Genomic DNA, 25,495 nt, shown 5'->3' on the forward strand with positions numbered 1-25,495 from the left:
GATTGGGTATGATTCAGCCTTGCCCCTCCGGAAGTCCCATGGCCGCTGCCACCGCCCTGACGCCGCCCGAAGATGCCAACAGCCCGGCCCGCCGCACGGTGAGCCGCGAAGATCTGTTGGCCGCCGCGCTGAAACTGATCGGCCCGCACCGCAGCCTGTCCACGCTCAGCCTGCGCGAAGTGGCGCGCGAAGCCGGCATTGCGCCCAACAGCTTCTACCGCCAGTTCCGCGACATGGACGAACTGGCCGTGGCGCTGATCGATGTGGCCGGGCGCTCGCTGCGCACCATCATTGGTGAGGCCCGCCAGCGCGCCACCTCCAGCGCGACCAGCGTGGTAAGGGTGTCGGTGGAAACCTTCATGGAACAGCTGCGCGCCGACGACAAGCTGCTGCACGTGCTGCTGCGCGAGGGCGCGGTGGGGTCGGACGACTTCAAGCACGCGGTGGAACGCGAGCTGCACTACTTCGAAGAAGAGCTGCAGCACGACCTGGTGCGCTTGGCCGCGCTGGATGGCGCCAAGCTGTACAAGCCGGAGTTGGTGGCCACCGCCATCACCCGGCTGGTGTTCGCCATGGGCGCCACCGCCATGGACCTGCCGCCGGAAAAAGACCCGGAACTGATCGAACAGATTTCCACGATGATCCGCATGATCATCGTCGGCGCCCGCAGCCCGGCCGCGTTCCGCCGCGGCCGGTAAGTGCCGGGGTCGGATCCGTTTCCACCGGAAACGGCTCTGACCCCTGAACGCGAAAGCCATCCACGCATGGCGTGGATCTACTGCGGGGAATTACCGGGGTCGGATCCGTTTCCGCAGGAAACGGCTCTGACCCCGCTCGATCGCTGTCAGGCCGCCCCGCCTTCGGCCTTGCGCACGAAGGCTTCGAACAACGCCAGGGTCTGTTCGCTCACATGGTGCTCGATGCCCTCGGCATCACGGCGGGCGGTATCCGGATCGACACCCAGCGCCAGCAGGAAGCGCTCCACGGTCTGGTGGCGCTGGCGACTGGCATGGGCCAGCGCCTCGCCCTCCGGGGTCAGGAACACGCCACGGTAAGGCCGCTGTACCACCCAGCCATCACGCGCCAACCGGCGCAGCATCTTGGCCACGGTGGGCTGGGCCACGCCCAGGCGGGTGGCGATATCGACCTGGCGGGCTTCACCGCCGTCGGCCAGCAGGTCGGAAATCAATTCGACATAGTCTTCCACCAGCTCCATCCGGTGTGCCTCGCGCACCTGGCGGAAGCTCTCGACCTGGCGCTCGGCCTCGATCAAGGGAGTGGCTTTTGCCGTTGTCGGATCGTCCTTCCTGCGCACGCGTCTGCCCGCCCTTCCAGTTATGCCTGTATTCGAAGCTGAATTCTGGACCAGTGACAAGGTAAAGACGATTGTTTCACATTGCTAATCGGTATAGCAGTGGCTATATTGCACCCATGAGCACTGTCGCGCAAACCGACTCCCCGGCCGCCCCTGCGGCCAGCCTGGGCGCGCTCAACGCGTCGGTGGCCGTACCCGACAAGGGCCATTGGTGGTTCCGCCTGCTGGCCTTCATTGGCCCGGGCTACATGGTGTCGGTCGGCTACATGGACCCGGGCAACTGGGCCACCGACCTGGCCGGCGGCTCGCGCTTCGGCTATCTGCTGCTGTCGATCATCCTGATTTCGAACCTGATGGCGGTGATCCTGCAGGCGCTGTCGGCGCGGCTGGGCATCGCCACCGGCATGGACCTGGCCCAGGCCTGCCGCGCGCGTTACCCCAAGCCGGTGAATCTGGCGCTGTGGGCGCTGTGCGAAGCGGCGATCATCGCCTGCGACCTGGCCGAGGTGATCGGCACGGCCATCGCCCTGAAGCTGCTGTTCGATCTGCCGCTGCTGTGGGGTGCGGTGATCACCGCGCTGGACACGCTGCTGGTGCTGCTGCTGATGAACCGGGGCTTCCGTGCACTGGAAGCGTTCGTGATCGCCCTGCTGATGATCATCTTCGGCTGCTTCCTGGTGCAGATCGCGCTGGCCGCGCCTCCGGTGATGGAGGTGCTGGGCGGCTTCATTCCGCGCGCCCAGGTGGTGACCGATCCGCACGCGCTGTACATCGCCATCGGCATCATCGGCGCCACGGTGATGCCGCACAACCTGTACCTGCATTCGTCCATCGTGCAGACCCGCGCCTACCCGCGCACCGATGAAGGGCGCCGCAGTGCGCTGCGCTGGGCGGTGACCGACAGCACCATCGCGCTGACCCTGGCGCTGTTCATCAACGCCAGCATCCTGATCCTGGCCGCGGCGGTGTTCCATGCCAACGGCCGTCTGGATGTGGAAGACATCGAGCAGGCACATCAACTGTTGGCACCGATGCTGGGCGTGGGACTGGCATCGACCCTGTTTGCCGTGGCCCTGCTCGCCTCGGGCCTGAATTCCACGGTGACCGCCACCCTGGCCGGGCAGATCGTGATGGAAGGCTTCCTGCGCCTGCGCCTGCCGCCCTGGCTGCGGCGGCTGATCACCCGCTTGCTGGCGATCATTCCGGTGGTGGTGGTGATCGTGCTGTTCGGCGACCAGGGCGCGGTGAAGCTGCTGGTGCTGAGCCAGGTGGTGCTTTCGATGCAGCTGCCGTTCGCGATCATCCCGCTGGTGCGGCTGGTGACCGACAAGGCCACGATGGGCGCCCTGGTGGCGCCGCGCTGGCTGGGCGGCACCGCGTGGGTGATCGCACTGCTGATCGTGGGCTTGAACGTGAAGCTGCTGGTGGACACCTTCGCCGGCGGCTGAGCCCGGTAGATCCACGCCATGCGTGGATGCCCCTGTAGAGTCGAGCCATGCTCGACTCATCGTCCATCGCGCGAAGGGCAGTCGAGCATGGCTCGACTCTACCAAAGCGGATGCGCGAAGCGCGGATCCGACCCCGGCAGATCCACGCCATGCGTGGATGCTCTTGTAGAGTCGAGCCATGCTCGACTCATCGTCCATAGCGCGCGGAGCAGTCGAGCACGGCTCGACTCTACAAAAGCGACCCCAGCCGATTGGGGTTACAGATGCTGTGCAATCGCGGCTTCAATCTGCTGCGGTGACTGGAAACCGGGCAGCCGTGCCTGCTCGTCACCATCACGGAACAACGACAGCGTGGGCGTCTGCCGCAGGCCCAACTGGCGGAAGAAGGCTTCACCGACCGCTTCGAGCTGCACCCGCAGCAGGGTGGTGCCCTGCCCGGCCGCGCTGGTGGCCACCCGATGCAGCGACATGTCCAGCATGCGGCAGCCGGGGCAGTCGTCCTTGTGGAAATCCACCAGCACCCGGGGGTGCTCGGCCAGCAACTGCTGGAACTGTTCAGGCGTGGTGGCGTTGATGATCTGCATCGGCGGTACTCCAGTAATGCGCCAGGACCGCAGCGGTCCATTCGGCGACGGCAGCGGCGTGGCGTTCACCATGCGGCATCTGTTCAATCCGCAGCGGCGGATAGGTGCTGTTGAAATAGCGGATCAAGCGCTGCACGGCGCCGCAGTAGTATTCTTGCCCCCACTGCGTTTCACCGGTGCCGAACACCGCCACCCGCGCCGGCCGCGGCCCGCGCTCGGCGGTGGCGGCAATCCAGGCCTTCATTTCCGAGGGCGTGCGCCCGGCGTTGTCGGTCCAGCTGCCCAGCAGCACCAGATCGGCCTGGTCTGCGGCCAGTGCTTGCGACGGATCCGCTGCATCGGCCTCCTGCCAATACACGGTGTGCCCCGCCGCGCGGCAGTGGCCGGCGATCATCCGCCCCAGTTCGCGCGTGTTGCCACTGAGCGAAGCCACCACGATCAGGATGCGCAGCGCGCCGCGCGGCTCACAGATCGTCGAAGCCGTTGTCGACGTTGGTCTTCTTGTAGCTTGCATTGCGCATCTCGAAGAAGTCGGTCTTGGTTTCGGTGAAGTTGTCGGCGTAGGCCTTGATCCAGGGCATCACGTTGTCGGTGGTATCGCTGTACAGGCGCTCGATGCCCAGCATGCCGGCCATCTTGTTGGCCCGGTACTTCACGTAGCGCACCATCTCGTCAACGTCGATGCCATCAATGCCGTCGAGCACTTCACTGGACCACTGCGTTTCCAGTTCGATGGCGTGCTGGAAGGCGCCATGCACGTAGTCGCTCAGCTGCTGGGTCTGCAGCTCCGGGTTCTCACCGATGATGGCGCGGATCAGTTCGCTGATGAACTTGGTATGGGCCAGTTCGTCGCGGTTGATGAAGCTGATGATCTTGCCGGTGCCGGTCATCCGGTTCTGCCGCACCATGTTGTAGAAGTACGCGAAGCCGGAATAGAAGTTGATGCCTTCCAGGATGGATGACTGGATGAGCGATTTGAGCAGGGTCTCGGCGGTTTTCTCGCGCATGAAATCGTCATACGCGCCCATGATCGGCGCGTTGCGCTTGATGATGGTCGGGTGGGTGCGGGCGATTTCGAAGATGCGGTTCTGGTTGGGCAGGTCGGTGATCGAGGCCAGCACGTAGCTGTAGCTCTCGTTGTGGATCACCTCCTGCTGGCCGATGATGGCTGCATTGGCATGCGCGGCCGGGTCGGTGATGTATTCGGCCACGTTGTAGATGAAGCGCGTCTGCGGTGAATCCAGCGTGGCCAGCAGGCCGATGATCGAGTCGTAGGCGTTCTTCTCGCGGCCGGACAGTTCGCCGTACTGGCGCGCGTCCAGCTTCATGTCCACCTCGTCAGGAATCCAGAAATTGGTGGAAAGCTCCTTGTAGGCGCGATAGAACGAGGGGTACGGAATGTCGTTCCAGTTCAGGATGCCGCTGGTGCGCCCGTTGATGATGCCGGTGCTGCGGTTGGGGTGGCGGGGTTCCAGGATCTTGATACGGTCGAGCGGAGTTGCCATGGTCGTTCCTGCAAAGGTAGCGCCGGGCCACGCCCGGCGGAATGTGCGGTGGCCGCGCGATGCGCTCGCCGATCAGCTGGAGCACCACTCGCATTCGCTCACGTCGATGTCGTTGGAGCGCACGTAGTAGGTGGTCTTCAGGCCCAGGCGCCACGCGCTCAGGTGCAGTTCCAGCAGGGTGCTGGCGCGGATGCTGCTGGGCACGTACAAGTTGAAGCTGATGGCCTGGTCCACATGGCGCTGGCGGCGCGCGTTCTGCCGCACGCTGGCGAACTGGTCGACCTTGTAGGCGCCCTTTTCGTAGTACGGCCAGGTGTCCAGCGACAGCCCCGGGGCGGCAACCGGACGGCGGAAATCCTTCTTTTCCTCGTAATAGAACGCGCTGTAGATCGGGTCGATCGAGGCGGTGGAGCCGGCGATCTGCGCGGTGCTCATGTTCGGCGCCACCGCCAGCAGCCAGCCATTGCGCAGGCCCTGCGTGGCCACGGTCTGCGCCAGCGCGTCCCAGCCTTCGCCGGCGTATTGGCGATCACGGAAGTAGCGCCCGGTCTGCCAGTCACTGCCGGCGAACATCGGGTAGCTGCCCTTTTCCTGGGCCAGCGCGGCGCTGGCCTGGATGGTGAGGAAGTTGATGCGCTCGAACAGGCTGTCCGACAGCGCTTCGGCCTGCGGCGATTCCCAGTGCACGCCCTGCTGCGCCAGCAGGTGGTGCCAGCCGAAGGTGCCCAGGCCGATGGCGCGGTACTTGCGGTTGGTGATGGTGGCCTGCGGCACCGGCAGTGCGTTCAGGTCGATCACGTTGTCCAGCATGCGCACCTGGATGGGAATCAACCGTTCCAGCACATCGCTGGCCAACAAATCGTCCGGCGCAGTGATCGCCCGGCCCAGGTTGATCGAGGACAGGTTGCAGACCACGAAGTCCCCTGCCCGGCGCGTGGTCACGATCTGGTCACCGCTGACGATCTCCTGGATCATCCGGGTGGGGCTCATGTTCTGCAGGATCTCGGTGCACAGGTTGCTGGAATAGACCATGCCCGCATGTTTGTTCGGGTTCTTCCGGTTCACTTCATCGCGGTAAAACAGGAACGGGTTGCCGGTCTCCAGCTGGCTGAGCATGATGCGCTTGAACAGATCGATGGCCTTCACCGTGCGCCGGCTGATGCGTTCATCGGCCACCAGTTCGGCATAGCGGTCGCGGAAGCTGCCCTGCCCGCGCTGCTCGTCGTAGAAGTCCTGCAGGTACCAGCCCTTGGCCTGCTTCACTTCGTGCGGATCGAACAGGTACCAGTCGGCGCGGCGCTCCACCGCTTCCATGAACAGATCCGGCACGCACACGGCGGTGAACACATCATGCGCGCGCAGGCGCTGGTCGCCATTGTTCAGGCGCAGGTCCAGGAACGCTTCAATATCGCGATGCCAGATATCCAGGTAGACCGCCACCGCGCCCTTGCGCTGGCCAAGCTGGTCTACCGACACGGCCGTATTGTTGAGCTGCTTGATCCACGGCACCACGCCACCCGACGAATTGGGCACGCCACGGATCGGCGCGCCGCTGCTGCGCACGTAGCCCAGGTACGCACCCACACCGCCGCCATGCTTTGAAACACGGGCGATATCGGTGTTGGAGTCATAGATGCCCTGCAGGCTGTCGTCCACCGTGTCGATGAAGCAGCTGGAGAGCTGGCCACCGACCTTGCCGGCGTTGGCCAGGGTGGGCGTGGCCACGGTCATGTACAGGTTCGACAGCGCCCAGTAGGCCTCGCCCACCAGCTGCATGCGCCGCTCACGGGGCTTTTCGTCCTGCATCAGGTACAGCGCGATGGTCAGCCAGCGCTCCTGCGGCAGTTCGTAGACCTCGCGGGTGCGGTCGGTGGCCAGGTAGCGCGTGGCCAGCAGATACAGGCCGTTGTAAGCGAACAGGCGGTCACGATCGGGATCGATCATCTGCCCGGCCTGCTGCAGTTCTTCCTTCGAATAGCAGCGCAGCACATCGTTGCTGTACACGCCGCGGTCTGCCAGGCTTTCCTGCAGGCCGACGAAGGACCCGTACTTCAGCGCTACATCGTAGAAGCGGTTGCGGCTGGCGCGCTTGTACAGGCGGCGCAGGTACAGGCGGGCGGCGAACTGCTCCCATTCCGGTGCGGTCAAGTCCACGCGCGATTCGGCTTCGCGGATCAGCAGGTCGACCAGGTCGTCTGCGCTGATGCTGGGCTTGCGCTCGACCATCGCCTGGACCACGCGCCGGTAGTCGGCCACGTCCAGCTGCGGAAACTCGGCGTGGATGCTGTCGATGCTGCGCTGCAGGCGCTCGGCGTCGAACGGCAGGCGACGGTTACCGGCTTCCTTGCTGATCCAGGTCGGTACCTGTTCGCCGCCGGCAGACATGGCTTCGCCGGCGCCGGCCAGATCGGCCGTGCGATAGGGGGTGTCGTTCATGGTGGTGCGTCTCCAGGCCTGCACGCGGACAACGTGCAGCGCCGTGGCGGCCCAGAGCGCGATACCGGCGCACGGGGCTGTCGGTTGGGGATGCCCATGCGCGGGAACACCAGATCGTCGGCATGTGCCTGCGCCTGCGGCCGGTATCCGGACCGTGGGGGCGACCTGGGTCCGCACGAAGGCGGCCGCGTCGACACGGCAAGCCATCAGGGGCGGGCCGCGGGACGTCTGTTGCATCGCCCGGCGGCGGCGGCTGACCGGGAGTGACGGCCACAACATAGTGGGGATGCGGAAGATCGTCAACACAAGATGCGGTAATCACGCCGTGTCGCGACGAACGGTCGCAGGATACGGTGTTGCACACACCAACGCTTGTCGCCAGCGGCGCTGGCCCCAGATCAGATCTCTCTTTCCACAGGACCTTCCCCATGCGCGCAGCCCTGCACTCTTCCTTCGGCGATCCGGCCACTGTGTTGGCCGCCGGTGACGCCGACCTGCCGGTTCCCGGCCCCGGCGAGGTGCGCATCCGCACCGTACTGGCGCCGATCCACAACCACGATCTGTGGACCGTGCGCGGCCAGTACGGCTACAAGCCGACGCTGCCGGCCATCGGTGGCAGCGAAGGCCTGGGCACCATCGACGCGCTGGGCGACGGCGTGCAGGGCCTGCAGATCGGCCAGCGCGTGGCCGCCGCGTCGGTGCACGGCACCTGGTCCGAAGCGTTCATCGCCCCGGCGCGCATGGTCATTCCGATGCCCGAGGCGATTGCCGATGAAACCGCCGCGCAGTTGATCGCCATGCCGCTGAGTGCGCTGATCCTGCTGGAATACCTGCAGGTGGAACCGGGCCAGTGGATCGTGCAGAACACCGCCAATGGCGCGGTGGGCAAGACCCTGGCAATGCTGGCCGCCGCTCGCGGCATTCCGGTGGTGAACCTGGTGCGGCGCGATGCCGGCGTGCAGGAGATGGCCGCACTGGGCATCGCCCATGTGTTCTCCACCGCCAGCGATGGTTGGAAGGATGCGGTACGCGCGGTACTGGGCGATGCCGGCGCCACCGCCGCGGTCGATTCGGTGGGTGGCACGGCCGCCGGCGATCTGGTGGGCCTGCTCGGTGACGGCGGCACCCTGGTGTCGTTCGGTTCGATGACCGGCGAGCCGATGCAGATTCCGTCCGGCGATGTGATCTTCAAGCAGGCCACGGTGAAGGGCTTCTGGGGCAGCAAGGTCAGCCAGGCGATGGCGGTGGAAGACAAGCGCCGGCTGGTGGGCGAGCTGCTGCAGCGCGCGGCCAGCGGCGAACTGAAGCTGCCGGTGGAAGGTGTCTTCGCACTGGACGATGTCGCCGCCGCCGTGACCGCCAGCGGCAAGCCCGGCCGCGGCGGCAAAGTGTTGCTGCGCCCCTGACCCTCGGTAGCGCCGGGCCATGCCCGGCGTTCGTGCATGACCGATAACGCCGGCCCACGCGCGAGCCCGTAGAGTCGAGCTTGCTCGACTGACGTTGCCAGAAGCAGTCGAGCAAGCTCGACTCTACCAAGCATCATGCACGCCGGTAGCGCCGGGCCATGCCCGGCGGCCTTACCCCATCACCGGCTCAGATGCAGGAACTGCAGGTGCCGTTCGTACTGGCTGATGATGTCGTTGATGATCTGCTTGCGGCTGTATCCCACCAGGTCGTAATCCTGGCTGCCTTCGAACAGATGCACTTCGGCGCGGTAATAACGCTGGTTGCGCAGCTGCTGCGCGGCGAACGACGGGGTCAGATAGCCGCTGAGGATAACCCGGTACAGGAAGTCCTGCTGCTCGCCGTGGTTCACCGACAATTCCATGTCGCCGGCCTCGAAGCGCGTACTCACCTCCCAGCCCTGCCCGCTCAGCTGTTCGGCCACCGCTTCCATCGCCGGCTTCACCGTGTCATCCATGAAGCGGTACACCTGATCGCGTACCGGGAAGTGCATGGCCTGGCTCAGACGCTGGCGCCAGCCCTGGTGGTGGCGGTCATCGCCAATCAACGGCGACGGACGGAACTGCTGCGCCCGCTCGCGGTGTGATTCGTCACTGAAGGCGCGGGTCAGGCCCCACATCATCAACAGCAGCACCGCCGAGAACGGCAGCGAGGCCAGCACCACCGCAGACTTCAACGCGTCGATGCTGCCGGCCAGCAGCAGGCCGGCGGTCAGCACCGCGATCACCGTGCCCCAGAACACGCGCAGCCAACGCGGGCCGTCGTCTTCCGGCGCGCCGCCGTGCGAAGACAGCGTGGACAGCACCACCGCGCCGGAATCGGCCGAGGTCACGAAGAAGATGAAGCTGACCAGCACGGTCACTGCGATCACCATGCGGCTCCACGGGTAGCCGTCCAGCAGCGCGTACAGCACCGTGGGCGGGTCATCCACCGCCAGCTGTGCCAGCTGCTGCTGGCCATGGTGCAGCACCTGGTCCAGCGCGCTGTTGCCGAAGATCGACAGCCACGCCAGGGTGAACCCCAGCGGGATCAGCAGCACGCCGAACACGAATTCGCGGATGGTGCGTCCGCGCGAGATGCGCGCGATGAACAGGCCCACGAACGGCGCCCAGCCGATCCACCACGCCCAGTAGAACACCGTCCAGCCGCCCAGCCATTCCGGCCGCCCGCCGTAGGCGTAGACGTCGAAACTCTTGCCGACCACGCTGCCCAGGTAGTCGCCCAGGTTCTGCATCAGGGTGCTCAGCAGGTACTGCGTGGGGCCGGCGCACAGCATGAACAGCACCAGCGCGATGGCCAGCAGCATGTTGATGTTGGCCATCCAGCGCACGCCTTTTTCAACGCCGGACACGGCCACCACCACCGCCGCGCCCATCATCGCCACCACCAGCAGGATCTGCACCAGGTTGGAGTGGGGCACGTTGAACAGGTGGGTCAGGCCAGCGTTGAGGTGCAGCACGCCAAAGCCCATGTCGGCACCGATGCCGAACACGGTGGCGACGATACCCAGCGCATCCACGGTATAGCCGATGGGGCCGTTGATGCGCTTGCCGATGAGCGGGTACAGCGCCGAGCGCAGCGCCAGCGGCAGGTTATGGCGGTAGGCGAAATAGGCCATTGCCATCGCCGCCAGGGCGAACACGCCCCAGCCATGCAGGCCCCAGTGCAGGAACAGCAGCTGCATGGCCTGGCGCGCACCGGCCTCGCCGGCGGCGGCATTGCCCTGCGGCGGCTGCAGGTAGTGGGTCAGCGGTTCGGAAACGCAGAAGAAGAACAGAGTGATGCTGATGCCGGCAGCGAACAGCATGCCGGCCCACGACAGATAGCTGAACTCAGGTTCGTCATGGTCGGCGCCCAGCTTGATGCCGCCGTACCGCGATAGCGCCACGCCGACCACGAACACCAGATACAGGGTCATGGCCAGCAGGTAGTACCAGCCCACGTTCAGCGCGGCCCAGTCCTGGGCCTTTACCAGCAGGCGGCCGGCGCCCAGCGGGAACAGGCTGACAAACAGCGCGAACGCCACGACAACGATCGCCGCGAAGGCGAACACAGGCCGTAGGGTGCGCACCGGGGAAGGTTGCGGCTCCAGTGCTTCCATGGGGCGGCGGTCTCCGGTCGATCAAAGAATGAGCCGGCCGAGTCTGGCTGAACCGCAGTGGACGCCGCATGAAGTGCCCCCGCGCGCTGACAGCGGGGGGACAGGCCGGGCGTGCTATCGCGCGCGGGAGCGCACGCTTCAGCCGATCACGTGTACCGCGCACAATTTGTTGCCATCGGGATCGCGCAGGTAGGCCAGGTACAGCTGGCGGCCTGCCTTGTGGCGCACGCCTGCGGGATCCTCGACGGCGCTACCGCCCTGGCCGATGCCGGCGTCCTGCCAGGCGTGCACTGCCTGCGGGCTGTCCAGTGCAAAGCCAATCGTGCCGCCGTTGGCGTGGCAGGCTGGCTGTCCGTCGATGGGCGGGGTGACGATGAACATGCGGCCGTCTTTGATGTAGACCAGCTTGCCATCCTCATCTGTCAGGCCTGGCCGCCCGCCCATGGCCACGAACAGCGCATCGTAGAAGCGGCGCGAGACCGCAAGATCGTTGGAACCGACGGTGACGTGGCTGAACATGGCGGGCACTCCGTTGCGGAAAAGCCCAGTGTCCGCCAGCACAGGACACCGCGCAATCCGTCGGTAGATCCACTCCGCGCATGGATGACCGCCCTGCGATCAACCCTTCGCCAACGCGTACTCCAGTGCCGAACACACCGCCGCCACCTGCGCATCGTTGCACTGCTGCGGCGTGGCGCGCGGGCTGTCGGGGTAGACCTCGGTGGTGGTGGTGAATTTCGCACCGGTGATGCCAGCGCACAGGCCCAGCTTACGCAGCGGGTACTCGATCACCCCGTGCGCCACCACCGGCGATCCGATGATCTCGCCCTTGTCGTCGGCCGGGGCGATGTGGGTCACCTGCTCCACTGCGGCGATCACCGCCTGCTGGAACGCCGGCTGCGGGTTCTCGCTGTCATCGACCAGGTAGAAACCATCGGGAATCAGGCCCGGCTCGAACGGCTTGCCATCGCGCGCGGCCAGCGCCGGGCGGAACTCGCTCTCGTCGCTGTCGGTGGTCTCGTGCAGGTCGATGTGCAGCACGAACTGGCCCTGGTACGGGGTGATCAGCTCGATCAGCGCGGTCGATTCGCGGGCCGGGCCGTCGGCGCGGAAGTTGCGGTTCGGGTCGATCGCATCATGGTTCCAGCGGTTGATGCGCTCGTAGCCCCACGGGTTCACGCACGGGGCCACCAGCACATTGGCCTGGCCGGCGTAGCGACCGGCCTGCTGTTCCAGAAACTCCAGCGCGCCCATCACCCCGCTGGTTTCGTAGCCGTGCACGCCGCCGGTGACCAGCACGGCCGGCAGCGCCGGGTTCCAGTCGCGACTGCGCAGGGCGAACAGGGTGTAGGCCTCGCCGACGTAGTCCAGCTGGCCATAGGCCACCTTGTCGAAGCGATCGGCCAGCGCCTCGATGCGCGGCAGCACGTCCTGGTCGTAGCGGCGCAGGCGCTGCTGGCGCGCCTGCCACTGCGCACGCTCGGCCGCGCCCCACGGCTGGCCAGGGGTTCCGACGGGGTAGAAAGCGGCGTGGGACATGCAGTTCTCGCGGTATCAGGAAGCAGCCCAGCACTTTAGCACCGGGGGCCAGGGCACTGAACGAAGGAGCGATTCCCTTCGCGCAACCAATCAGCAATAATTCTCATTTACCACCCTTCCCGACCTGCTCCGATGCCTACCCCCACCCTGCGCCCCGGCGCGCGCCTGCCGCTGGCCGCCGCCCTTGCCCTGTGCCTGACTGCCACCGCCAGGCGCAGGACAGCGCCACCACCCTGGACAGCATCCAGGTCTCGGGCAGCTGGCTGGGCACCGGCCTGCACGACAGCGTGAAGCGCTTCGCCGGCGCCCGCACCGTGGTCGACCGGCAGAGCATCGACGCCAGCGGCGCGGCCAGCATCGGCGATGCCATGCGCCGCATTCACGGCGTACAGGTGACCGACAATTCCGGTACCGCCGGCAGCTCGATTTCGCTGAACATCGGCGTGCGCGGCCTGACCGGCCGCTACTCGCCGCGCTCCACCGTGCTGCTGGACGGCGTGCCGCTGGCGGTGGCGCCGTACGGCCAGCCGCAGCTCTCCTTCGCGCCCACCAGCCTGTCCAACATCGAATCGATCGACGTGGTGCGTGGCGGCGGCGCGGTGCGCTACGGGCCGCAGAACGTGGGTGGCATCATCAACTTCAGCACCCGCGCCATTCCCACCGAAGCCGGCCTGCACGGCGAGGCCGGGGTGCGCTACAGCGCCAATGACCACGGCGGCGGTGACAGCACCCAGTACAACGCCTTCCTGGGCGGCACCGCGGACAACGGGCTGGGCATGGCCCTGCTGTATTCCGGCCAGGACGGCCGCGGCTGGCGCCAGGGCAGCGACGACCGCTTCGACGATCTGGCGCTGAAGTTCGCCTATGCGCTGGACGAGCGCCAGCAGCTGCGCGCCAAGCTGTCCTACTACAACGTGCGTTCGCTCACCCCTGGTGGCCTGACCCGCGCCCAGTACGAAGCGGACCCGTTCCAGAACACCCGCCCGACCGATTTCTGGAAGGGCCACCGCGCCGGCATCGACCTGGGTTACACCAACACCCTGTCCGATACCCGCGAATTCGAAGTACTGGCGTATTACAACGAAAGCAACCGCGCCAGCGCGCTCATCAACGCCGCCAACACGCAGATCACCGTGCAGCCGCGCGACTACCGCGTGCTGGGCATCGAGCCGCGCTATACCCAGCGCCTGCAGTGGGGCAGCACCGTGCATGACGTGACCGCCGGCTACCGCTTCCTGCGCGAACGCGGCAACGACCGCAGCTACACCATCACCCGCCGCACCGGCGCGGAAAGTGCCACCACCCGCTTCAACAACGCCACCGACGCGCATTCGTTCTACATCGACGACCGCATTGCCGTGGGCCAGTGGCGCATCACCCCGGGCGTGCGCATGGAATGGATCGACATGGACCGCCGCCAGGCCGGTGGTGCGGCCACCTTCAGCAGCCGCAACGACAAGGCGCTGCCGTCGCTGAACATCGCCTACCTGCTGACCCCGCAGCTGACCGTGTTCGGCAACTACACCACTTCGTTCGGGCCGGTGCAGAACATCCAGTTGAACTCGCAGACCGCCAGCAACCCACTGAACCCGGAAGTGGCCAAGACCACCGAACTGGGCGCGCGCTGGCAGGACGGTGCGCTGCGCGCGGAAGTGACCGTGTTCAAGATGCGCTTTGACAACCAGATCCTGCAGGTGCCGGGCATCACCCCGGCCACCTTCCAGAACATCGGCGCCACCGACCACAAGGGCGTGGAAAGCGCAGTGGCCTACCAGTTCGCCGAAGACAGCGCGCTGGCCGGGCTGGAGCTGTACGCGAACTACACCTGGACCAAGGCGATCCAGCAGTCCGGTGACAACCGCGGCCTGGATGTGCCGTTCTATTCGCGCGACACCGACAGCGTGGGCGCCCGCTATGCCCTGTCGGGCTGGACCTTCAACCTGTCCAGCACCCACCAGAGCGGCCAGTTCTCCGACGCCGCCAACACCTGGGCCGAGAGCGCCGATGCGCGCGTGGGCCGCGTACCCGGCGTGCGCCTGTGGAACGCGCAGGTGGCCTGGCAGGTGCCGGGGCTGGGCGACAGCGAGATTGCGCTGGGCGTGAACAACCTGGCCGACAAGCGCTGGTACACCCGCAACGTGGACGGCAATGCCGGCCGCATGGTCGCCGCGCCGCGCACCTTCTACGTGCAGGGCCGTTACCGCTTCTGAGTACCTAGCCGCCTGATGCGGTGACGGTGGCGATCACGGTGGCGGCGTATCATGCCGCCACCATGTCGCCCACCGCTTCGCCATCGCGCCTGCATCTGGCCTTCCAGGGCCTGCGCCTGCGCCTGCGTGGCAGCGACCTGTGGTTCATTGCGCTGGCCCTGGTGGTAGGCCTGATCGCCGGCGGCCTGACCCTGCTGCAGGCCGGGCTGGCGCGCAGCCTGCAGGCCAGCCTGTATGGCCTGGACGATGGCATCCGCCTGAGCTCGCTTCCCTCACTGCCGTGGACCGCGCTGCTGGTGCTGCCGCTGGGCGGCCTGCTGGTAGGCCTGGTCAGCCTGGCCGCCAGCCGCATGAAGCGCCCCCTGCTGGATGCGGTGGAAGCCAATGCCCTGCACGGCGGCCGCATGTCGATGCGGGACAACCTGATCGTGCTGGTGCAGACCCTGCTGTCCAACGGCAGCGGCGCCTCGGTCGGGCTGGAAGCTTCGTACACACAGATGGGCGCGGGCAGTGGTTCGCAGCTGGGCCGGGTGATGCGCCTGCGCCGCAACGACGTGCGCACCCTGGTGGGCGCCGGTGCGGCCGGGGCCATTGCAGCAGCGTTCGGCGCGCCCTTGGCCGGCGCGTTCTATGCCTTCGAAATCGTCATTGGCGCCTACACGCCCTCGGCCCTGGCGCCGGTGGCGGTGGCCGCGCTGGCCGGTGCTTTCGTGGCCGACCAGGCCGGCATGGATGCCTACCTGCTTCCGGCCGCCGCCACCATCGATGTTCGCGCGGCCGACTATGCGATCTACGGCCTGCTGGGTTGCTGCTGCGCGATGGTGGGCATCCTCATCATGCGCCTGATCGCCTCGATCGAAGGCGCGGTGAAGCGCAGCCCCCTGCCCGCCTGGGGCCGCCCGGTGGTGGGCGGGCTGCTGCTGATTCCGCTGGCGCTGGCCAGCCCACAGGTGCTGTCGTCCGGGCATGGCGCGCTGCACCTGGACCTGACCACCCACCTGCCACTGATCTGGATCGGCGGGCTGCTGACCCTGAAGTGCCTGGCTTCGGGCATTTCGCTGGGCTTCGGCTTCCGCGGCGGGTTGTTCTTCGCCTCGTTGTTCATGGGCACCCTGGTGGGCGCGCTGTTCGCCGGCCTGCTGGCGCTGGCCACCGGCGTGCCGGTGATCGATGCCACCTCGGCCGCACTGGCCGGCATGGCCGCACTGGCCGCGGCGGTGGTGGGCGCACCGATGACCATGGCCATGTTGGTGCTGGAAGGCACCCACGACTTCCTGCTGACCAGCGTGGTGATGAGCGCAGTGCTGGTATCGAGCACGCTGGTGCGGCAGTGGTTCGGCTACTCGTTCTCCACCTGGCGCATGCACCTGCGTGGCGAGAACATCCGCAGTGCGCGCGACGTGGGCTGGATTCATACCCTCAGCGCCGGGCGGATGATGCGCAAGGGCGTGGCCACCGCGCCGGACAGCCTGGACGCGGCCACCTTCCGCCAGCGCTTCCCGCTGGGCTCGGGCACCCGGGTGATCCTGATCGACGGCGAAGGCCACTACGCCGGCATCGTGCAGATCGCGCGCCTGTTCGGCGACGGGGTGAAGGCCGATGCACCGGTCACCGATTTCGCCGAGAACCGTGACGTGGCCCTGTCGGCCAGCGCCGACGTGGTGAGCGTGATGCAGCGCTTCGACCAGACCCAGGCCGATGAGCTGGCCGTGGTGGCCAGCGATGGCCAGGTGCTGGGCGTGGTATCCGAGGCGTTCGTGCGCAAGCGCTATGCCGAAGAACTGGACAAGCGCCAGCGCGAATTGATGGGCGAACGGGTGGACGACAGCGAGTAGACCCGGCGCGGGCGTCAGGCTACAACGCCTCGCCGGCGTCGGCCAGGCGCGATTCGATCAGCGCTTGCCACTGCTGCAGCAGGTCCACCAGCATGTCCAGTTCGGCATCGGCGCGCTGCGCCCGGCCACTGCGCAGGCTGGCCTGTGCTTCCTGCAGCTGGGTCAGGAAGCCCAGCACCGTATCGGCCTGCACGATCAAACCGGGTAGGCGGCGGCCGGGGATGCGCACCACCGCATGGTTGCCCAGCGGCCCGTACACCGTCAGCGTTTCATCGGTCTTCATGCGCAGGGGCAGGAATTGGGCATTCATCGTGGGCACCGGGTAAAGCCTGGACCACCGGCAGGCAGGGTGACGGGGGAGACGTAACCCTGCCCGCCGGTAGACCAGGGGGGAAACACGGGGAAGAGCGCACACCCGGTGGCCGGGCTGTCAATGCGGCTGCGCCACACCGGCGATCTGCACGCGCCGGTTCGGCGCCAGGCACGCGATCAGCTGGGCGCGATCGCGCTGCGCGCACTGCACCAGGGGGTCGGCAGCGCCGCGTCCTTCCGCACGGATGCTGGTGCCAGGGACCCCGCCCTGGACCAGCGCACTGCGCACGGCCTCGGCGCGCCGTTGCGACAGGTGCTGGTTATACGCGGCGCTGCCGATGCGGTCGGTGTAGCCCACCACCTGGATGGACTGCACCTGGCTGGCTTCACGCACCTGCCCCAGCACACCCTGCACCGCCTGCTGCCCGTTGGCGCTCAGGGCGGCGCTGTCGAAGGAAAACAGCGCATCGGCGGACAGATGCAGCGGTTGTTCCAGCAACGCGGCGGCCTGCGGCGGCGGCGGCGGACGCGGCGGGTCGAGCACGGCGGCGCAGGATTCGGGCTTCCAATAGCCGCCCTGGGCAATGCCCTTGTCATCGAAGCGCACCTGGAACTGGCAGGTGAAGTATTCGGCGCCCTGCGCGGTGCGGAAGTTGAACAGGTAGTTCCACTGGCGCACGCCCCACATGCCCTCGTTGAAGTGCGGCGTGCCCAGCAGGGTGTACAGCTGGCGCTTGCTCATGCCCGGCGCGAACCGGCGCAGATCGGCGATGTCCGGGTAGATGCCTTCCTTCAGCGAGGCCTTGCGGGCCTCCGGGAATACCACGCTGGCTTCGGCCGGGCCATCGCCTGCCAGTGCGTGGCTGCGGCACGCGGCCAGCAGGCCGGCCACCAGCAACAGCATAAGCCAGGCGACGATGCGGCGCGATTGCAGGATGCGATGCAGTTTCATGTGCTTCCCCCTGTTGTACGGAACAGCGCCGCCGGGATGCGTTGGCGCCCGGCGGCGTGCTTCACCACTGGATGCCGGCACCGACGGCCACGCCGGCTTCGCCGCGGCTGTTGGTGGAACCGCTGAACTTGTAGATCCAGCGCCCGCCTTCGGAGACACCGGAGATACCGACCGCCACACCCGATTCGCCGTTGTAGCTGCCAGCTGCGAACGAGGCCATGTTGCGGCCCGCTTCGCTGGGCTGCGGCAGCGAAGCGGTGGCCATGGCCGAGGCCACGCCTGCCGAGGCACGGCTGTCGGTCTTGCGCAGGTTGCGCTCGAAACCGCCCATGCGCTCATCGGTATAGGCCTTGGACCAGTCCAGGGTCTGCGCCATGCCCGACTTCAGCTGGTCCACGTTCACCGCATCGGTTCCGGCCGTGCCGGCGGCCACGTTGCGCACCGTGGTCGGGCCGCTGCTGGTACTGCCCAGGGTGACGCTGTTGTAGTTGGTGGCGCCGTTGGTGGTGGTGTCGTAGCGGATGTTGCCCTGCTGCGAGGCCTGCAGCTGGCGCACGTTCACCGCATCGGTGGCGGCGCTGCCGTCGGCCACGTTCACCACCTGGCGTTCTGCGCCGGCCGCACCGACCGACACCGTGTTGGCACGGTCGGCCACCGAACCGGCACCCAGCGCCACCGCATTGTCGGCCTGCGCCTGGGCGCCGTTGCCCAGTGCGGTGGAGTTGGCCCCGGCCGCCACCGAACCGGCACCACCAGCTGCGGAATTGGCGCCGGTGGCGGCCGGATCGGCCAGGTTGTTGCTGTTGTTCGCGCGGAAGCTGCCTGCCACGTTGGTGATGTTCTGGATCTTCTGGTCGGTGTAGGCCTTGGACTGGTCGATGGCGTAGGTCACGCCGTTGTTCAACTGGCCCACGTTCACCGCATCGTAGGTGTCCGAACCATCGGCCACGTGGGTCACCTTGCGTTCGCTGCCGGTGCTGCCCACCGACACTTCGCCGGCCGAGTTGCTGGCACCGGTCTGGCCATAGGCGCCGGTGTAGCCGCTCTGCGCGCCCACGCTGGCCACCGCGCCGCTGCCCAGGGCCACGCTGTTGTCGGCGCTGGCACTGGCCCCGTTGCCCACCGCCACGCTGCCGGCACCGGCCGCACTGGCCTGCGGCCCCAGCGCCAGCGCTTCGGCGCCAGCGGCGGTCGCGGCGGCGGCGGTGGAGTTGACCGCCAGGTAGGGGCTGCTGCCGCCACTGCTGATGCGCTGGTTGAGCACCTGCAGCGAACCATCCACGGCCGAGAACGCGGCGGTGACGTTGCTGTAGTCGTTCTGGATGAGCGTGCCATCGGTAGCGATGGAGGAGATGCGGAAGCTGGGTGCCACCCACAAGCCGGTGTTGCCGTCGTAGGTGGTGCTGCCGCCAAAGTAGTTGGCCACCGTGGTGTGGGTGGCGAACAGCTGGTCGCCGGTGATGGCATCGCTGCTGCCGGCCAGGACGCTGCCGGCGGCCACGTTGGTCACTTTCACCGGCACGCCACCGGTACCGCTCAGGGTGATCGAATCGACCACGTTGCCGCTGCCGTCCACATCGTACTTCACCGCGCGCGCATCCAGCTCGTCGCTCTGCTCGGCCACGTTGGCCAGCGAGACGCTCACTGCACCGAACGCGGTACCCACGTCGTTGTAGCTGCCCTGGCTGAGCGAGCCATCGGCGGCCACGTTGTTCAGGGTGTAAGTGGGTGCCAGCACAACGCCGCTGGCATCGACCGTGGCGCCGCCGCCCAGGTGGGTGGCCAGGGTCTGGTTGGCCGCGAACAGCTGCGCGCCATTGATCGCCTCGGTGCTGGCCGCACTCACCTGGCCCGGACCCAGGTTGCGCAGCGTGGTGGCGGTGCCGCTCTGGCCCAGGGTGGCGCTGGCATAGTTCACGCTGCCATCGCCATTGAGGTCATAGCGCAGCGCGCCCTCTTCGGAAGCCTGCAGCTGCGACAGGTTCACCGCATCGGTGGCCGCCGTGGCCGCGGCAACATGGGTGATCTGCCGCTCCGCACCGGCTGCGCCCACCGACACCGTGTTGTCACGGTCGGCCAGGCTGCCCGCACCGACGGCGATGCTGTTTGCCGCGGCTGCCTGCGCATTGCTGCCGACCGCAATCGAATCGGCGCCCGCGGCCAGCGCTTCCACGCCGGTGGAGTTCACCCGCAGGTACTTGGTGCCGCCGTTGCGGATATCGGTGATCTGCGTGTTGAGATTGACCAGCGAGCCATCCACGGCATCGAAGGCGTCGGTGGCGTTGTCATACAGGCCCTGCGCGATCGCGCCGTCGCTGCCGACCGTGCTGATCTGGAACAGCGGCGCGGTGAAGGCACTGGTGGCCGGATCAAACGCGGCCTGGCCGCCGAAGAAGCGCGCGATGGCATCGTTGCTGGCGTAGAGCTGCGCGCCATTCACCGCTTCGGTACTGCCGGCATTGATCGCGCCGGCGGCCAGGTTGGCCACCGTGGTGGCGCCGGTGCCATTGCCCAGGGTGACGCGGGTGTAGATCGGATCGCCGGCACCGTCCAGATCGTAGGTCACCGCCGCATCGCCCACGGCCTGGATCTGCGAGATGGCGCCCTGCAGCTGGGCCACGTTCACCGCATCGGTGGTGGCGCTGCCCGCGGCCACGTTGGTGATCTGGCGTTCGCCGCCGTTGGCGCTGCCCACCGACACTTCGCCGGCCGACACCTGCGCGGTGGTCAGGCCGTAGGCGCTGTAGCTGGCCTGGGCGCCGCGCACCGCGGCCGAGCGGAAGCCCAGTGCCACTGAATTGGCCTGGTTGGAGGTGGCTTCGGCACCCAACAGGGTCTGGCCGTTGGCGGTGCCCACTGCGCTGTCACCGACGATGACCGAATGGCCCATGCGTGCGGCGTAGTCGGCGGTGGGCACGCCGGTGGGATTGCTGGGGTCATTGGTGCCGTTGCCGGGGAAGGCCACGTTGGCATCGACCTGCGGCAGTTCGTGGCGGGCGTTGGCGCCGATCACCACTTCCCGCGAACCGTTGGCGTAGGCGCCGTCGCCCATCAGCACCTGGTAGTCCTGCGCGGCATTGACCGCCCAGCAGGAGATGTCAGCCAGGCCGATGTCCAGGCACTTGCCGGCCCATTCGGGCGAATCGGAGGGCAGCAGCAGGCCCAGCAGGCCACCGGGATTGCCGTTGTTGATGTTGTAGATGTAGCTGTCGGAGGTCACCCCACCGATCAGGGTCAGATGCGAGTTGCCGCCGGTGACCGCGCCGCCCAGGCCGTTCAGCGTGCTGCCCACCGGCGAGGCATTGACCAGCGGAATGCCCAGCGCGTTGACCGCCGAATAGGTCTGCATGACGTTGGCGGTGCTGACACGCAGGTTGCCGTTGCTCAGGTAGCCATCGCCGCCGAACAGGCCGTCGGTGGTCGGGCCGATCAGCGCGCTCAGGCCGCCGACCACACCGCCGGTGCCGATGATCAGGCCGGCGTTGGGATCGCCGGCCACCGGTGCCTTGCCGGTGCTGGCGGCAATGGGCGACGGCGATGACAGGCCCAGACCGCCGACCGCCCCACCGACCAAACCACCCACGGCGCCGGTCAGGTTGCCGACCGTTCCATTCAGATCGCCATTGAGCAGGCTGCCCACCGCATCGCCCACCCCGCCCAGCGCCGAACCGACGCCGTTCAACAGGCCGCCCAGGCCGAGCGCTGAGGTCTGTGCGGTGGCGGTCGCGTTGGCGGCCAGCTTGAGGTTGCGGTCGGCCACCACCGGCTGGCCATCCAGGCCCTGCACGCGCACGTTGCCCGCCACGCCGGTATCGAAGGCGGCGGTGATCGCGCGATCGTCGGTGTCCCCCGGGGTTTCTTCCTTGGCCGGCAGGGTGACCGCAGCGGTTGCGGCCACATCGGCATCGCCTTCGATGCGCTGGCCGATGACCGCCAACTTGGCACCCACACTGCCTTCGACGGCTGCCTTCAGCCCGGCCGGGTCTACGCCGCCACCCAGGGTGACGCGCGGTGCGGCCTCGACCGCGGCCACGGTGTGCCCGCCCACGCCGACGTTCGCCTTTGCGTTGGCCTGCACAGCCGCCGCCAGCGGCGCCTGTGCCGAGGGCTGCAGTGCGGCGGCCACGTCGGTATCCAGCGTGACCGCTTCGCTGCCGCCCAGCGCGACCGATGCCTTGAGTTGCGCGCCCAGCGCCGGTGCTGACTGCGTTGGCGCAGCCAGCGTCACGTTTACCTTGGCCGGCAGCACAGTGCGCACGATCGGCAGCGCGCCAGTGTTCAATTGCAGGGCCACGCGTGCGTCGGCATTGGTTGCGGTGTTGGCCTGCGCCGCCCGTGCCGCCAACGCCACTTCGGCATCCACCTTCACCGGCATCGTCTGCGTGTACTTGGCTGCCAGCGCCTGCAGGTCACGCAGCGACTGGTTGCTTTCGGTCGCGTGTGCTGTACCGCTGGCCAATACGCACAGCAGCGCCAGGGCCAGCAGGCTCGGCGCCGGCATCGCGCTACGCGCGTCGTGCAGGGTGGCGCCGGCGTTATCACCGGTGGCCAGTTCCGAAGCGACCACCATGGCATTGAGCTGGCGGTTCCAGACGCGTCGGTAGATGCGGTTCATGAGCAATTCCCCCGTAGGCGTACAGCTTGAAAGTCAGTGGAGTGCCGCAAGGCAGGTGACTGACATTTCGCGCCTTTCCGCGCGCACGGGGCACTTCATTCCGGCACGGCAATCGCGCATTCCGGCAAAACGACGGCCAGATTCGGCAGCCGGATATGCAAAACCGGCAGAACCGGGTATTCAGCAACGCAGGGAGTAACTCAGGCCGGCTGGCCGATCTGTGCCGGTGCGCGCATCAGCGTGTCGCGCGGCAGTTCGCCAAATACCTTGCGGTAGTTATCTGCAAACCGCGAAAGATCCCACAGCCCGCAGCTCAGGGCGATGGCCTTGACCGAACGCCGGCTGGAATCGGCCATGGACAGGCTGCGGCAAGCCGCGCACAGCCGCAGCATCGACAGGTATCGGTTTGGCGAGGTACCGAACAGGTCCTCGAAAGCGTAACGCAGGCCGCGCTCGCTGACCCCGGCGGCGTCGCAGATTTCATTCATATATATATTGCGACGCAGGTTGAGCCGCATGAAGTTCTCGGCGCGCTGCGCGATCAGGTAATGGGTGCGGCGCGCACGGCTGCACCCGGGGCGATCACCAGGGCCGGTGGCCAGCAGCGCCTGCACGTGCTCATGCAGCAGGCGCTCGGTTTCCTCGGCCTGCAGCACCCCGCCCTGGCCCAGCTGCTGGTGCAGCTGGTGATAATGCCGAGCCAGCGGCAGCTCATCGGCGCCGAGGGTAAACAACGAGAGGGCCTGCCCCGCCGGCGGCGTGCTGCGCAGGCTCAGTTCGGCCAGCTTGCGCTGCACGCGCTCCACCGGCACCAGCATCAGGGTCATCTGGGTGCCGGGGCTCAGGGTGAATTCGCTGATGCCTTCGGGAAGAATGGTCAATGCCATGCCCGGCGCCAGCGGCACGCCGTGGCACCAGCTGAGCGTGTCGTCAGTGGTGTGCAGATACCCCAGCATGGCCCAGTCCGGCGGCAGCATGAACCGGCCACGGCAATGGAACCCGCAGTGCAGACTGCAGAACAAGGCTTCTTCGTGCACCCGCGAAGCGAATGCCGCGCGCGGACCGTTGCCATCCAGCAGCAGCAGTTCCACATCGCACACCCGCAGCACACCGCTGAGTGTGGCCAGGTCGATCGACCTGAGCCCGCTGTCGGCGCTGTCCGCCACCCCACCATCGACCATGACAGTGTTTTCCCCTGTTGGTTTGCCGCGCAGCACCGCCCCCACTGCCTTACAGGGCGTGTACTGCTTCCACGAACCTCCTGGTGCATGCCGACGGCGGCCCTGACACATACCAACCATCGGAAACCGCATAACCTTGAATGGGAGTATGCCCGATAATCGGTGTCCGTAAACAGATCACACTTTCGTTGCGGCCAACGCGTTCATTCCTGAATATAAACAGGGTTATGGCACAGTTTTCGCATGCAGCCATCACATAATCACGCAACCTGCACTTTCGTGAATCGTTGTGGCAGCCAACGGATATCGATCACAAAAGCGGCCTGAAATCTTCATGATTTTTCCGGATCTGCCGAATTTGCATATAGGTTCCGGTTGCAGCCCACCCTCGTTCAGGCAAAGTCGATAACACGGTGATCCGGCGTTGCAGCAGCGGCCGCACCCAGGGGGAACACGATGGACATGCGCAGCAGCACGACAGGCACGCACCACGGCCATGACCGGCCGGCTGCGCGCGCGTATGCGCCGATGCCCGCCCCGGGGAGCCGGATCTTCGCAGACGCGCCAGGCGGAACCAACCGCCCGGCCTCCTCCGCCAGGACGGCGAAGGCCCAGGGTTGATCCCGGCGGAGCCGGGCCACCAGCCATGCAGTGCCCTGCAACACCATCTGACAGGTAGAGGGAGATCACCGTCATGAACGCTTCCATCAAGAAGTTCCTGAAAGAAGAAGACGGCGTTACCGCGCTGGAATACGGCCTTCTGGCCGCCGTGATCGCCGGAATCCTGGTGGCGGTCGGCAACGACCAGATCCGCGATTTCTTTGAAACGCTGTTCACCACACTCAAGAACGTGGTGACCAACGCGGCTGGCTCGGCCAGCGGCGGCACGGGCAGCTGACCGAACGCGCAGCTGCCGCCGGCCCGGTGCCGGTATCGCACCGCGATGCCGCGCCCGGGGCAGACGGAACAAGCGGGTAATGGACGACGAGGGTGCGTGATGACACTGCTGGGACTGCTGGCCATTGGACTGTGCCTGCGGGTTGCGATCAGCGACCTGTACGCCCGTCGGGTGCCCAACGCCTGGCTGCTGGCCGCGTGCGCACTGGCGCTGCCGTGGCTGCTGGTCAGCCAGCTGACCGCCACACCGCAACCGCTGGCGGCGCACCTGCTTGGCGCGGTACTGGGCTTGCTGGCGCTGCTGCCGTTCCATCTGCTGCGCATGATGGGCGCCGGCGATGTGAAGTTCTTCGCCGCGCTGGGGTTGCTGCTGGGCTGGCAGGCGCTGTTGCCGGTCTGGATCGTCGCCAGTCTGGCCGCGGGGCTGCACGCCTGCATCGTCGTGGCCTCCCGGGTGCTTGCACCGCGACTGCCGGCAACGCTGCAGGCGCAGCACTGGCAGGCGCACCCTGCCCTGCGCGACATGCAGCAGGCGCGACAGGGCCGTACGGGCACGCCCTACGCAACCTATCTGGCCCTGGCGGCCATCGGCTGGCTGTTGGTCACCACCTATGGAGGCGTCGCATGAAGCGCTGCGCGCCACGCCGGCAACACGGCGCCGCCACGATTGAGTTCGCGCTGATGCTGATGCTCGGGCTGATTCCGCTGCTGATGTTCACCTTTTCCGGGGTGATGATCATGGCCGCGCAGCAGACGCTGGCAACGGCTTCGGCCGAAGGCGCACGCGCGTCGCTGCGCTACGCCAGCGCCAACGAACGCCGCGTCGCCGCCTGTACCGCCGCACGCCGGTCGATGCAATGGCTGCTGCAGTTTTCCAGCCAGGAACCGGATTGCAGCGCTGGCGGCAGTGGCGCCATCGTCGTCTCCCCTTTGGCCGCCTGCAGCGGCCTGGCCAGCGCGCAATGCGTGACGGTCACGGTCAGCTATGACTATGCCGCCCACCCCTTCCTGCCCGGCACCGGCACGCTGTACGGCTGGGTGATGGGCGATCCGATCCGCAGCAGTGCCGTGGCCCAGCTCGATCTGGGCAGCAACTGACCC

At 67.1% G+C, this 25,495-nt stretch carries 19 protein-coding genes and 1 pseudogene; 8 read left to right on the plus strand and 12 right to left on the minus strand.

Features of this window, described 5'->3' with window-relative positions:
• Window positions 1–38: 38 nt before the first annotated feature.
• A complete protein-coding gene (gene fabR / locus C1932_RS10930) occupies window positions 39–698 on the plus strand; it encodes an HTH-type transcriptional repressor FabR (protein WP_108753290.1) in 660 nt (219 codons plus the stop codon).
• Between the two features lie 146 nt (window positions 699–844).
• On the opposite strand, the gene mntR is transcribed toward fabR, so the two are convergent.
• Window positions 845–1,315, minus strand: a complete 471-nt coding sequence (gene mntR / locus C1932_RS10935; RefSeq protein ID WP_108756381.1) for a manganese-binding transcriptional regulator MntR — start codon at window positions 1,313–1,315, stop codon at window positions 845–847.
• 116 nt (window positions 1,316–1,431) lie between these two features.
• On the opposite strand from mntR, the gene C1932_RS10940 reads away from it, so the two are divergent.
• Window positions 1,432–2,763: an Nramp family divalent metal transporter gene (locus C1932_RS10940; protein ID WP_108762177.1), complete on the plus strand. Its 1,332-nt coding sequence runs from the start codon at window positions 1,432–1,434 to the stop codon at window positions 2,761–2,763.
• Between the two features lie 257 nt (window positions 2,764–3,020).
• Here C1932_RS10940 and C1932_RS10945 read toward each other — a convergent pair whose 3' ends face one another.
• The 4 genes from C1932_RS10945 to C1932_RS10960 form a co-directional block, all read right to left on the minus strand.
• Window positions 3,021–3,347, minus strand: coding sequence for a thioredoxin family protein (locus tag C1932_RS10945; RefSeq protein WP_108762178.1), 327 nt, complete (start codon window positions 3,345–3,347; stop codon window positions 3,021–3,023).
• Window positions 3,319–3,798 (minus strand): flavodoxin, encoded by a 480-nt coding sequence (locus C1932_RS10950; protein ID WP_234412381.1) that lies wholly within the window; start codon window positions 3,796–3,798, stop codon window positions 3,319–3,321. The genes C1932_RS10945 and C1932_RS10950 overlap by 29 nt, the downstream gene beginning before the upstream one ends.
• 13 nt (window positions 3,799–3,811) lie before the next feature.
• On the minus strand, window positions 3,812–4,852 hold the full coding sequence (locus C1932_RS10955; protein ID WP_108749818.1) for a ribonucleotide-diphosphate reductase subunit beta: 1,041 nt from the start codon (window positions 4,850–4,852) through the stop codon (window positions 3,812–3,814).
• Window positions 4,853–4,924: 72 nt separating this feature from the next.
• Window positions 4,925–7,237, minus strand: a complete 2,313-nt coding sequence (locus tag C1932_RS10960) for a ribonucleoside-diphosphate reductase subunit alpha (protein WP_234412382.1) — start codon at window positions 7,235–7,237, stop codon at window positions 4,925–4,927.
• Between the two features lie 479 nt (window positions 7,238–7,716).
• Here C1932_RS10960 and C1932_RS10965 point away from each other — a divergent pair, with 479 nt between their 5' ends.
• Window positions 7,717–8,694 (plus strand): zinc-binding dehydrogenase, encoded by a 978-nt coding sequence (locus tag C1932_RS10965; RefSeq protein WP_108762181.1) that lies wholly within the window; start codon window positions 7,717–7,719, stop codon window positions 8,692–8,694.
• Between the two features lie 179 nt (window positions 8,695–8,873).
• On the opposite strand, the gene betT is transcribed toward C1932_RS10965, so the two are convergent.
• The 3 genes from betT to C1932_RS10980 form a co-directional block, all read right to left on the minus strand.
• Complete coding sequence (gene betT, locus C1932_RS10970) at window positions 8,874–10,853, minus strand: choline BCCT transporter BetT (protein ID WP_108762182.1); 1,980 nt, start codon at window positions 10,851–10,853, stop codon at window positions 8,874–8,876.
• A gap of 138 nt (window positions 10,854–10,991) precedes the next feature.
• A complete protein-coding gene (locus C1932_RS10975; RefSeq protein WP_108762183.1) occupies window positions 10,992–11,372 on the minus strand; it encodes a VOC family protein in 381 nt (126 codons plus the stop codon).
• A 99-nt stretch (window positions 11,373–11,471) separates the two neighbouring features.
• Entirely contained in the window at window positions 11,472–12,392 is a 921-nt protein-coding gene (locus C1932_RS10980; RefSeq protein ID WP_108762184.1) for a M14 family metallocarboxypeptidase, read from the minus strand.
• Between the two features lie 132 nt (window positions 12,393–12,524).
• Here C1932_RS10980 and C1932_RS10985 point away from each other — a divergent pair.
• Both C1932_RS10985 and C1932_RS10990 read left to right on the plus strand, forming a co-directional pair.
• Window positions 12,525–14,602, plus strand: a pseudogene (locus C1932_RS10985) (TonB-dependent siderophore receptor).
• A 62-nt stretch (window positions 14,603–14,664) separates the two neighbouring features.
• Entirely contained in the window at window positions 14,665–16,437 is a 1,773-nt protein-coding gene (locus C1932_RS10990; RefSeq protein ID WP_234412106.1) for a chloride channel protein, read from the plus strand.
• Between the two features lie 19 nt (window positions 16,438–16,456).
• Here C1932_RS10990 and C1932_RS10995 read toward each other — a convergent pair whose 3' ends face one another.
• From C1932_RS10995 to C1932_RS11010, 4 genes are all read right to left on the minus strand, one after another.
• Window positions 16,457–16,747 carry a hypothetical protein gene (locus C1932_RS10995; RefSeq protein WP_108753301.1) on the minus strand — a complete coding sequence of 97 codons (291 nt, stop codon included), beginning with the start codon at window positions 16,745–16,747 and terminating at the stop codon, window positions 16,457–16,459.
• Window positions 16,748–16,867: 120 nt separating this feature from the next.
• Window positions 16,868–17,701 (minus strand): OmpA family protein, encoded by an 834-nt coding sequence (locus tag C1932_RS11000; protein ID WP_108762187.1) that lies wholly within the window; start codon window positions 17,699–17,701, stop codon window positions 16,868–16,870.
• 61 nt (window positions 17,702–17,762) lie between these two features.
• Window positions 17,763–22,316 carry a YadA-like family protein gene (locus C1932_RS11005; RefSeq protein WP_108762188.1) on the minus strand — a complete coding sequence of 1,518 codons (4,554 nt, stop codon included), beginning with the start codon at window positions 22,314–22,316 and terminating at the stop codon, window positions 17,763–17,765.
• A 200-nt stretch (window positions 22,317–22,516) separates the two neighbouring features.
• A complete protein-coding gene (locus tag C1932_RS11010) occupies window positions 22,517–23,497 on the minus strand; it encodes an AraC family transcriptional regulator (protein ID WP_108749828.1) in 981 nt (326 codons plus the stop codon).
• A 694-nt stretch (window positions 23,498–24,191) separates the two neighbouring features.
• Between C1932_RS11010 and C1932_RS11020 the strand changes: the two genes are divergently transcribed.
• The 3 genes from C1932_RS11020 (at window position 24,192) to C1932_RS11030 (ending at window position 25,492) form a co-directional block, all read left to right on the plus strand.
• Window positions 24,192–24,395, plus strand: a complete 204-nt coding sequence (locus C1932_RS11020; protein ID WP_108749830.1) for a Flp family type IVb pilin — start codon at window positions 24,192–24,194, stop codon at window positions 24,393–24,395.
• A gap of 99 nt (window positions 24,396–24,494) precedes the next feature.
• Window positions 24,495–25,022, plus strand: coding sequence for a prepilin peptidase (locus C1932_RS11025; RefSeq protein ID WP_108762190.1), 528 nt, complete (start codon window positions 24,495–24,497; stop codon window positions 25,020–25,022).
• A complete protein-coding gene (locus C1932_RS11030) occupies window positions 25,019–25,492 on the plus strand; it encodes a TadE family protein (protein WP_108762191.1) in 474 nt (157 codons plus the stop codon). The genes C1932_RS11025 and C1932_RS11030 overlap by 4 nt, the downstream gene beginning before the upstream one ends.
• Window positions 25,493–25,495: the final 3 nt, after the last annotated feature.

This window comes from Stenotrophomonas sp. YAU14D1_LEIMI4_1 (genome assembly GCF_003086815.1).
In the GTDB taxonomy this organism is placed as follows: domain Bacteria; phylum Pseudomonadota; class Gammaproteobacteria; order Xanthomonadales; family Xanthomonadaceae; genus Stenotrophomonas.

Coding starts and splice junctions, on each gene's coding strand:
- C1932_RS10965 (WP_108762181.1), top strand. CDS start 7,717: ATGCGCGCAGCCCTGCACTCTTCCTTCGGCGATCCGGCCACTGTGTTG.
- betT (WP_108762182.1), bottom strand. CDS start 10,853: ATGGAAGCACTGGAGCCGCAACCTTCCCCGGTGCGCACCCTACGGCCT.
- fabR (WP_108753290.1), top strand. CDS start 39: ATGGCCGCTGCCACCGCCCTGACGCCGCCCGAAGATGCCAACAGCCCG.
- C1932_RS11000 (WP_108762187.1), bottom strand. CDS start 17,701: ATGAAACTGCATCGCATCCTGCAATCGCGCCGCATCGTCGCCTGGCTT.
- C1932_RS10975 (WP_108762183.1), bottom strand. CDS start 11,372: ATGTTCAGCCACGTCACCGTCGGTTCCAACGATCTTGCGGTCTCGCGC.
- C1932_RS10960 (WP_234412382.1), bottom strand. CDS start 7,237: ATGTCTGCCGGCGGCGAACAGGTACCGACCTGGATCAGCAAGGAAGCC.
- C1932_RS11005 (WP_108762188.1), bottom strand. CDS start 22,316: ATGAACCGCATCTACCGACGCGTCTGGAACCGCCAGCTCAATGCCATG.
- C1932_RS11020 (WP_108749830.1), top strand. CDS start 24,192: ATGAACGCTTCCATCAAGAAGTTCCTGAAAGAAGAAGACGGCGTTACC.
- C1932_RS10980 (WP_108762184.1), bottom strand. CDS start 12,392: ATGTCCCACGCCGCTTTCTACCCCGTCGGAACCCCTGGCCAGCCGTGG.
- C1932_RS10945 (WP_108762178.1), bottom strand. CDS start 3,347: ATGCAGATCATCAACGCCACCACGCCTGAACAGTTCCAGCAGTTGCTG.
- C1932_RS10995 (WP_108753301.1), bottom strand. CDS start 16,747: ATGAATGCCCAATTCCTGCCCCTGCGCATGAAGACCGATGAAACGCTG.
- C1932_RS11025 (WP_108762190.1), top strand. CDS start 24,495: ATGACACTGCTGGGACTGCTGGCCATTGGACTGTGCCTGCGGGTTGCG.
- C1932_RS10940 (WP_108762177.1), top strand. CDS start 1,432: ATGAGCACTGTCGCGCAAACCGACTCCCCGGCCGCCCCTGCGGCCAGC.
- C1932_RS10990 (WP_234412106.1), top strand. CDS start 14,665: ATGTCGCCCACCGCTTCGCCATCGCGCCTGCATCTGGCCTTCCAGGGC.
- C1932_RS10955 (WP_108749818.1), bottom strand. CDS start 4,852: ATGGCAACTCCGCTCGACCGTATCAAGATCCTGGAACCCCGCCACCCC.
- C1932_RS11010 (WP_108749828.1), bottom strand. CDS start 23,497: ATGGTCGATGGTGGGGTGGCGGACAGCGCCGACAGCGGGCTCAGGTCG.
- C1932_RS11030 (WP_108762191.1), top strand. CDS start 25,019: ATGAAGCGCTGCGCGCCACGCCGGCAACACGGCGCCGCCACGATTGAG.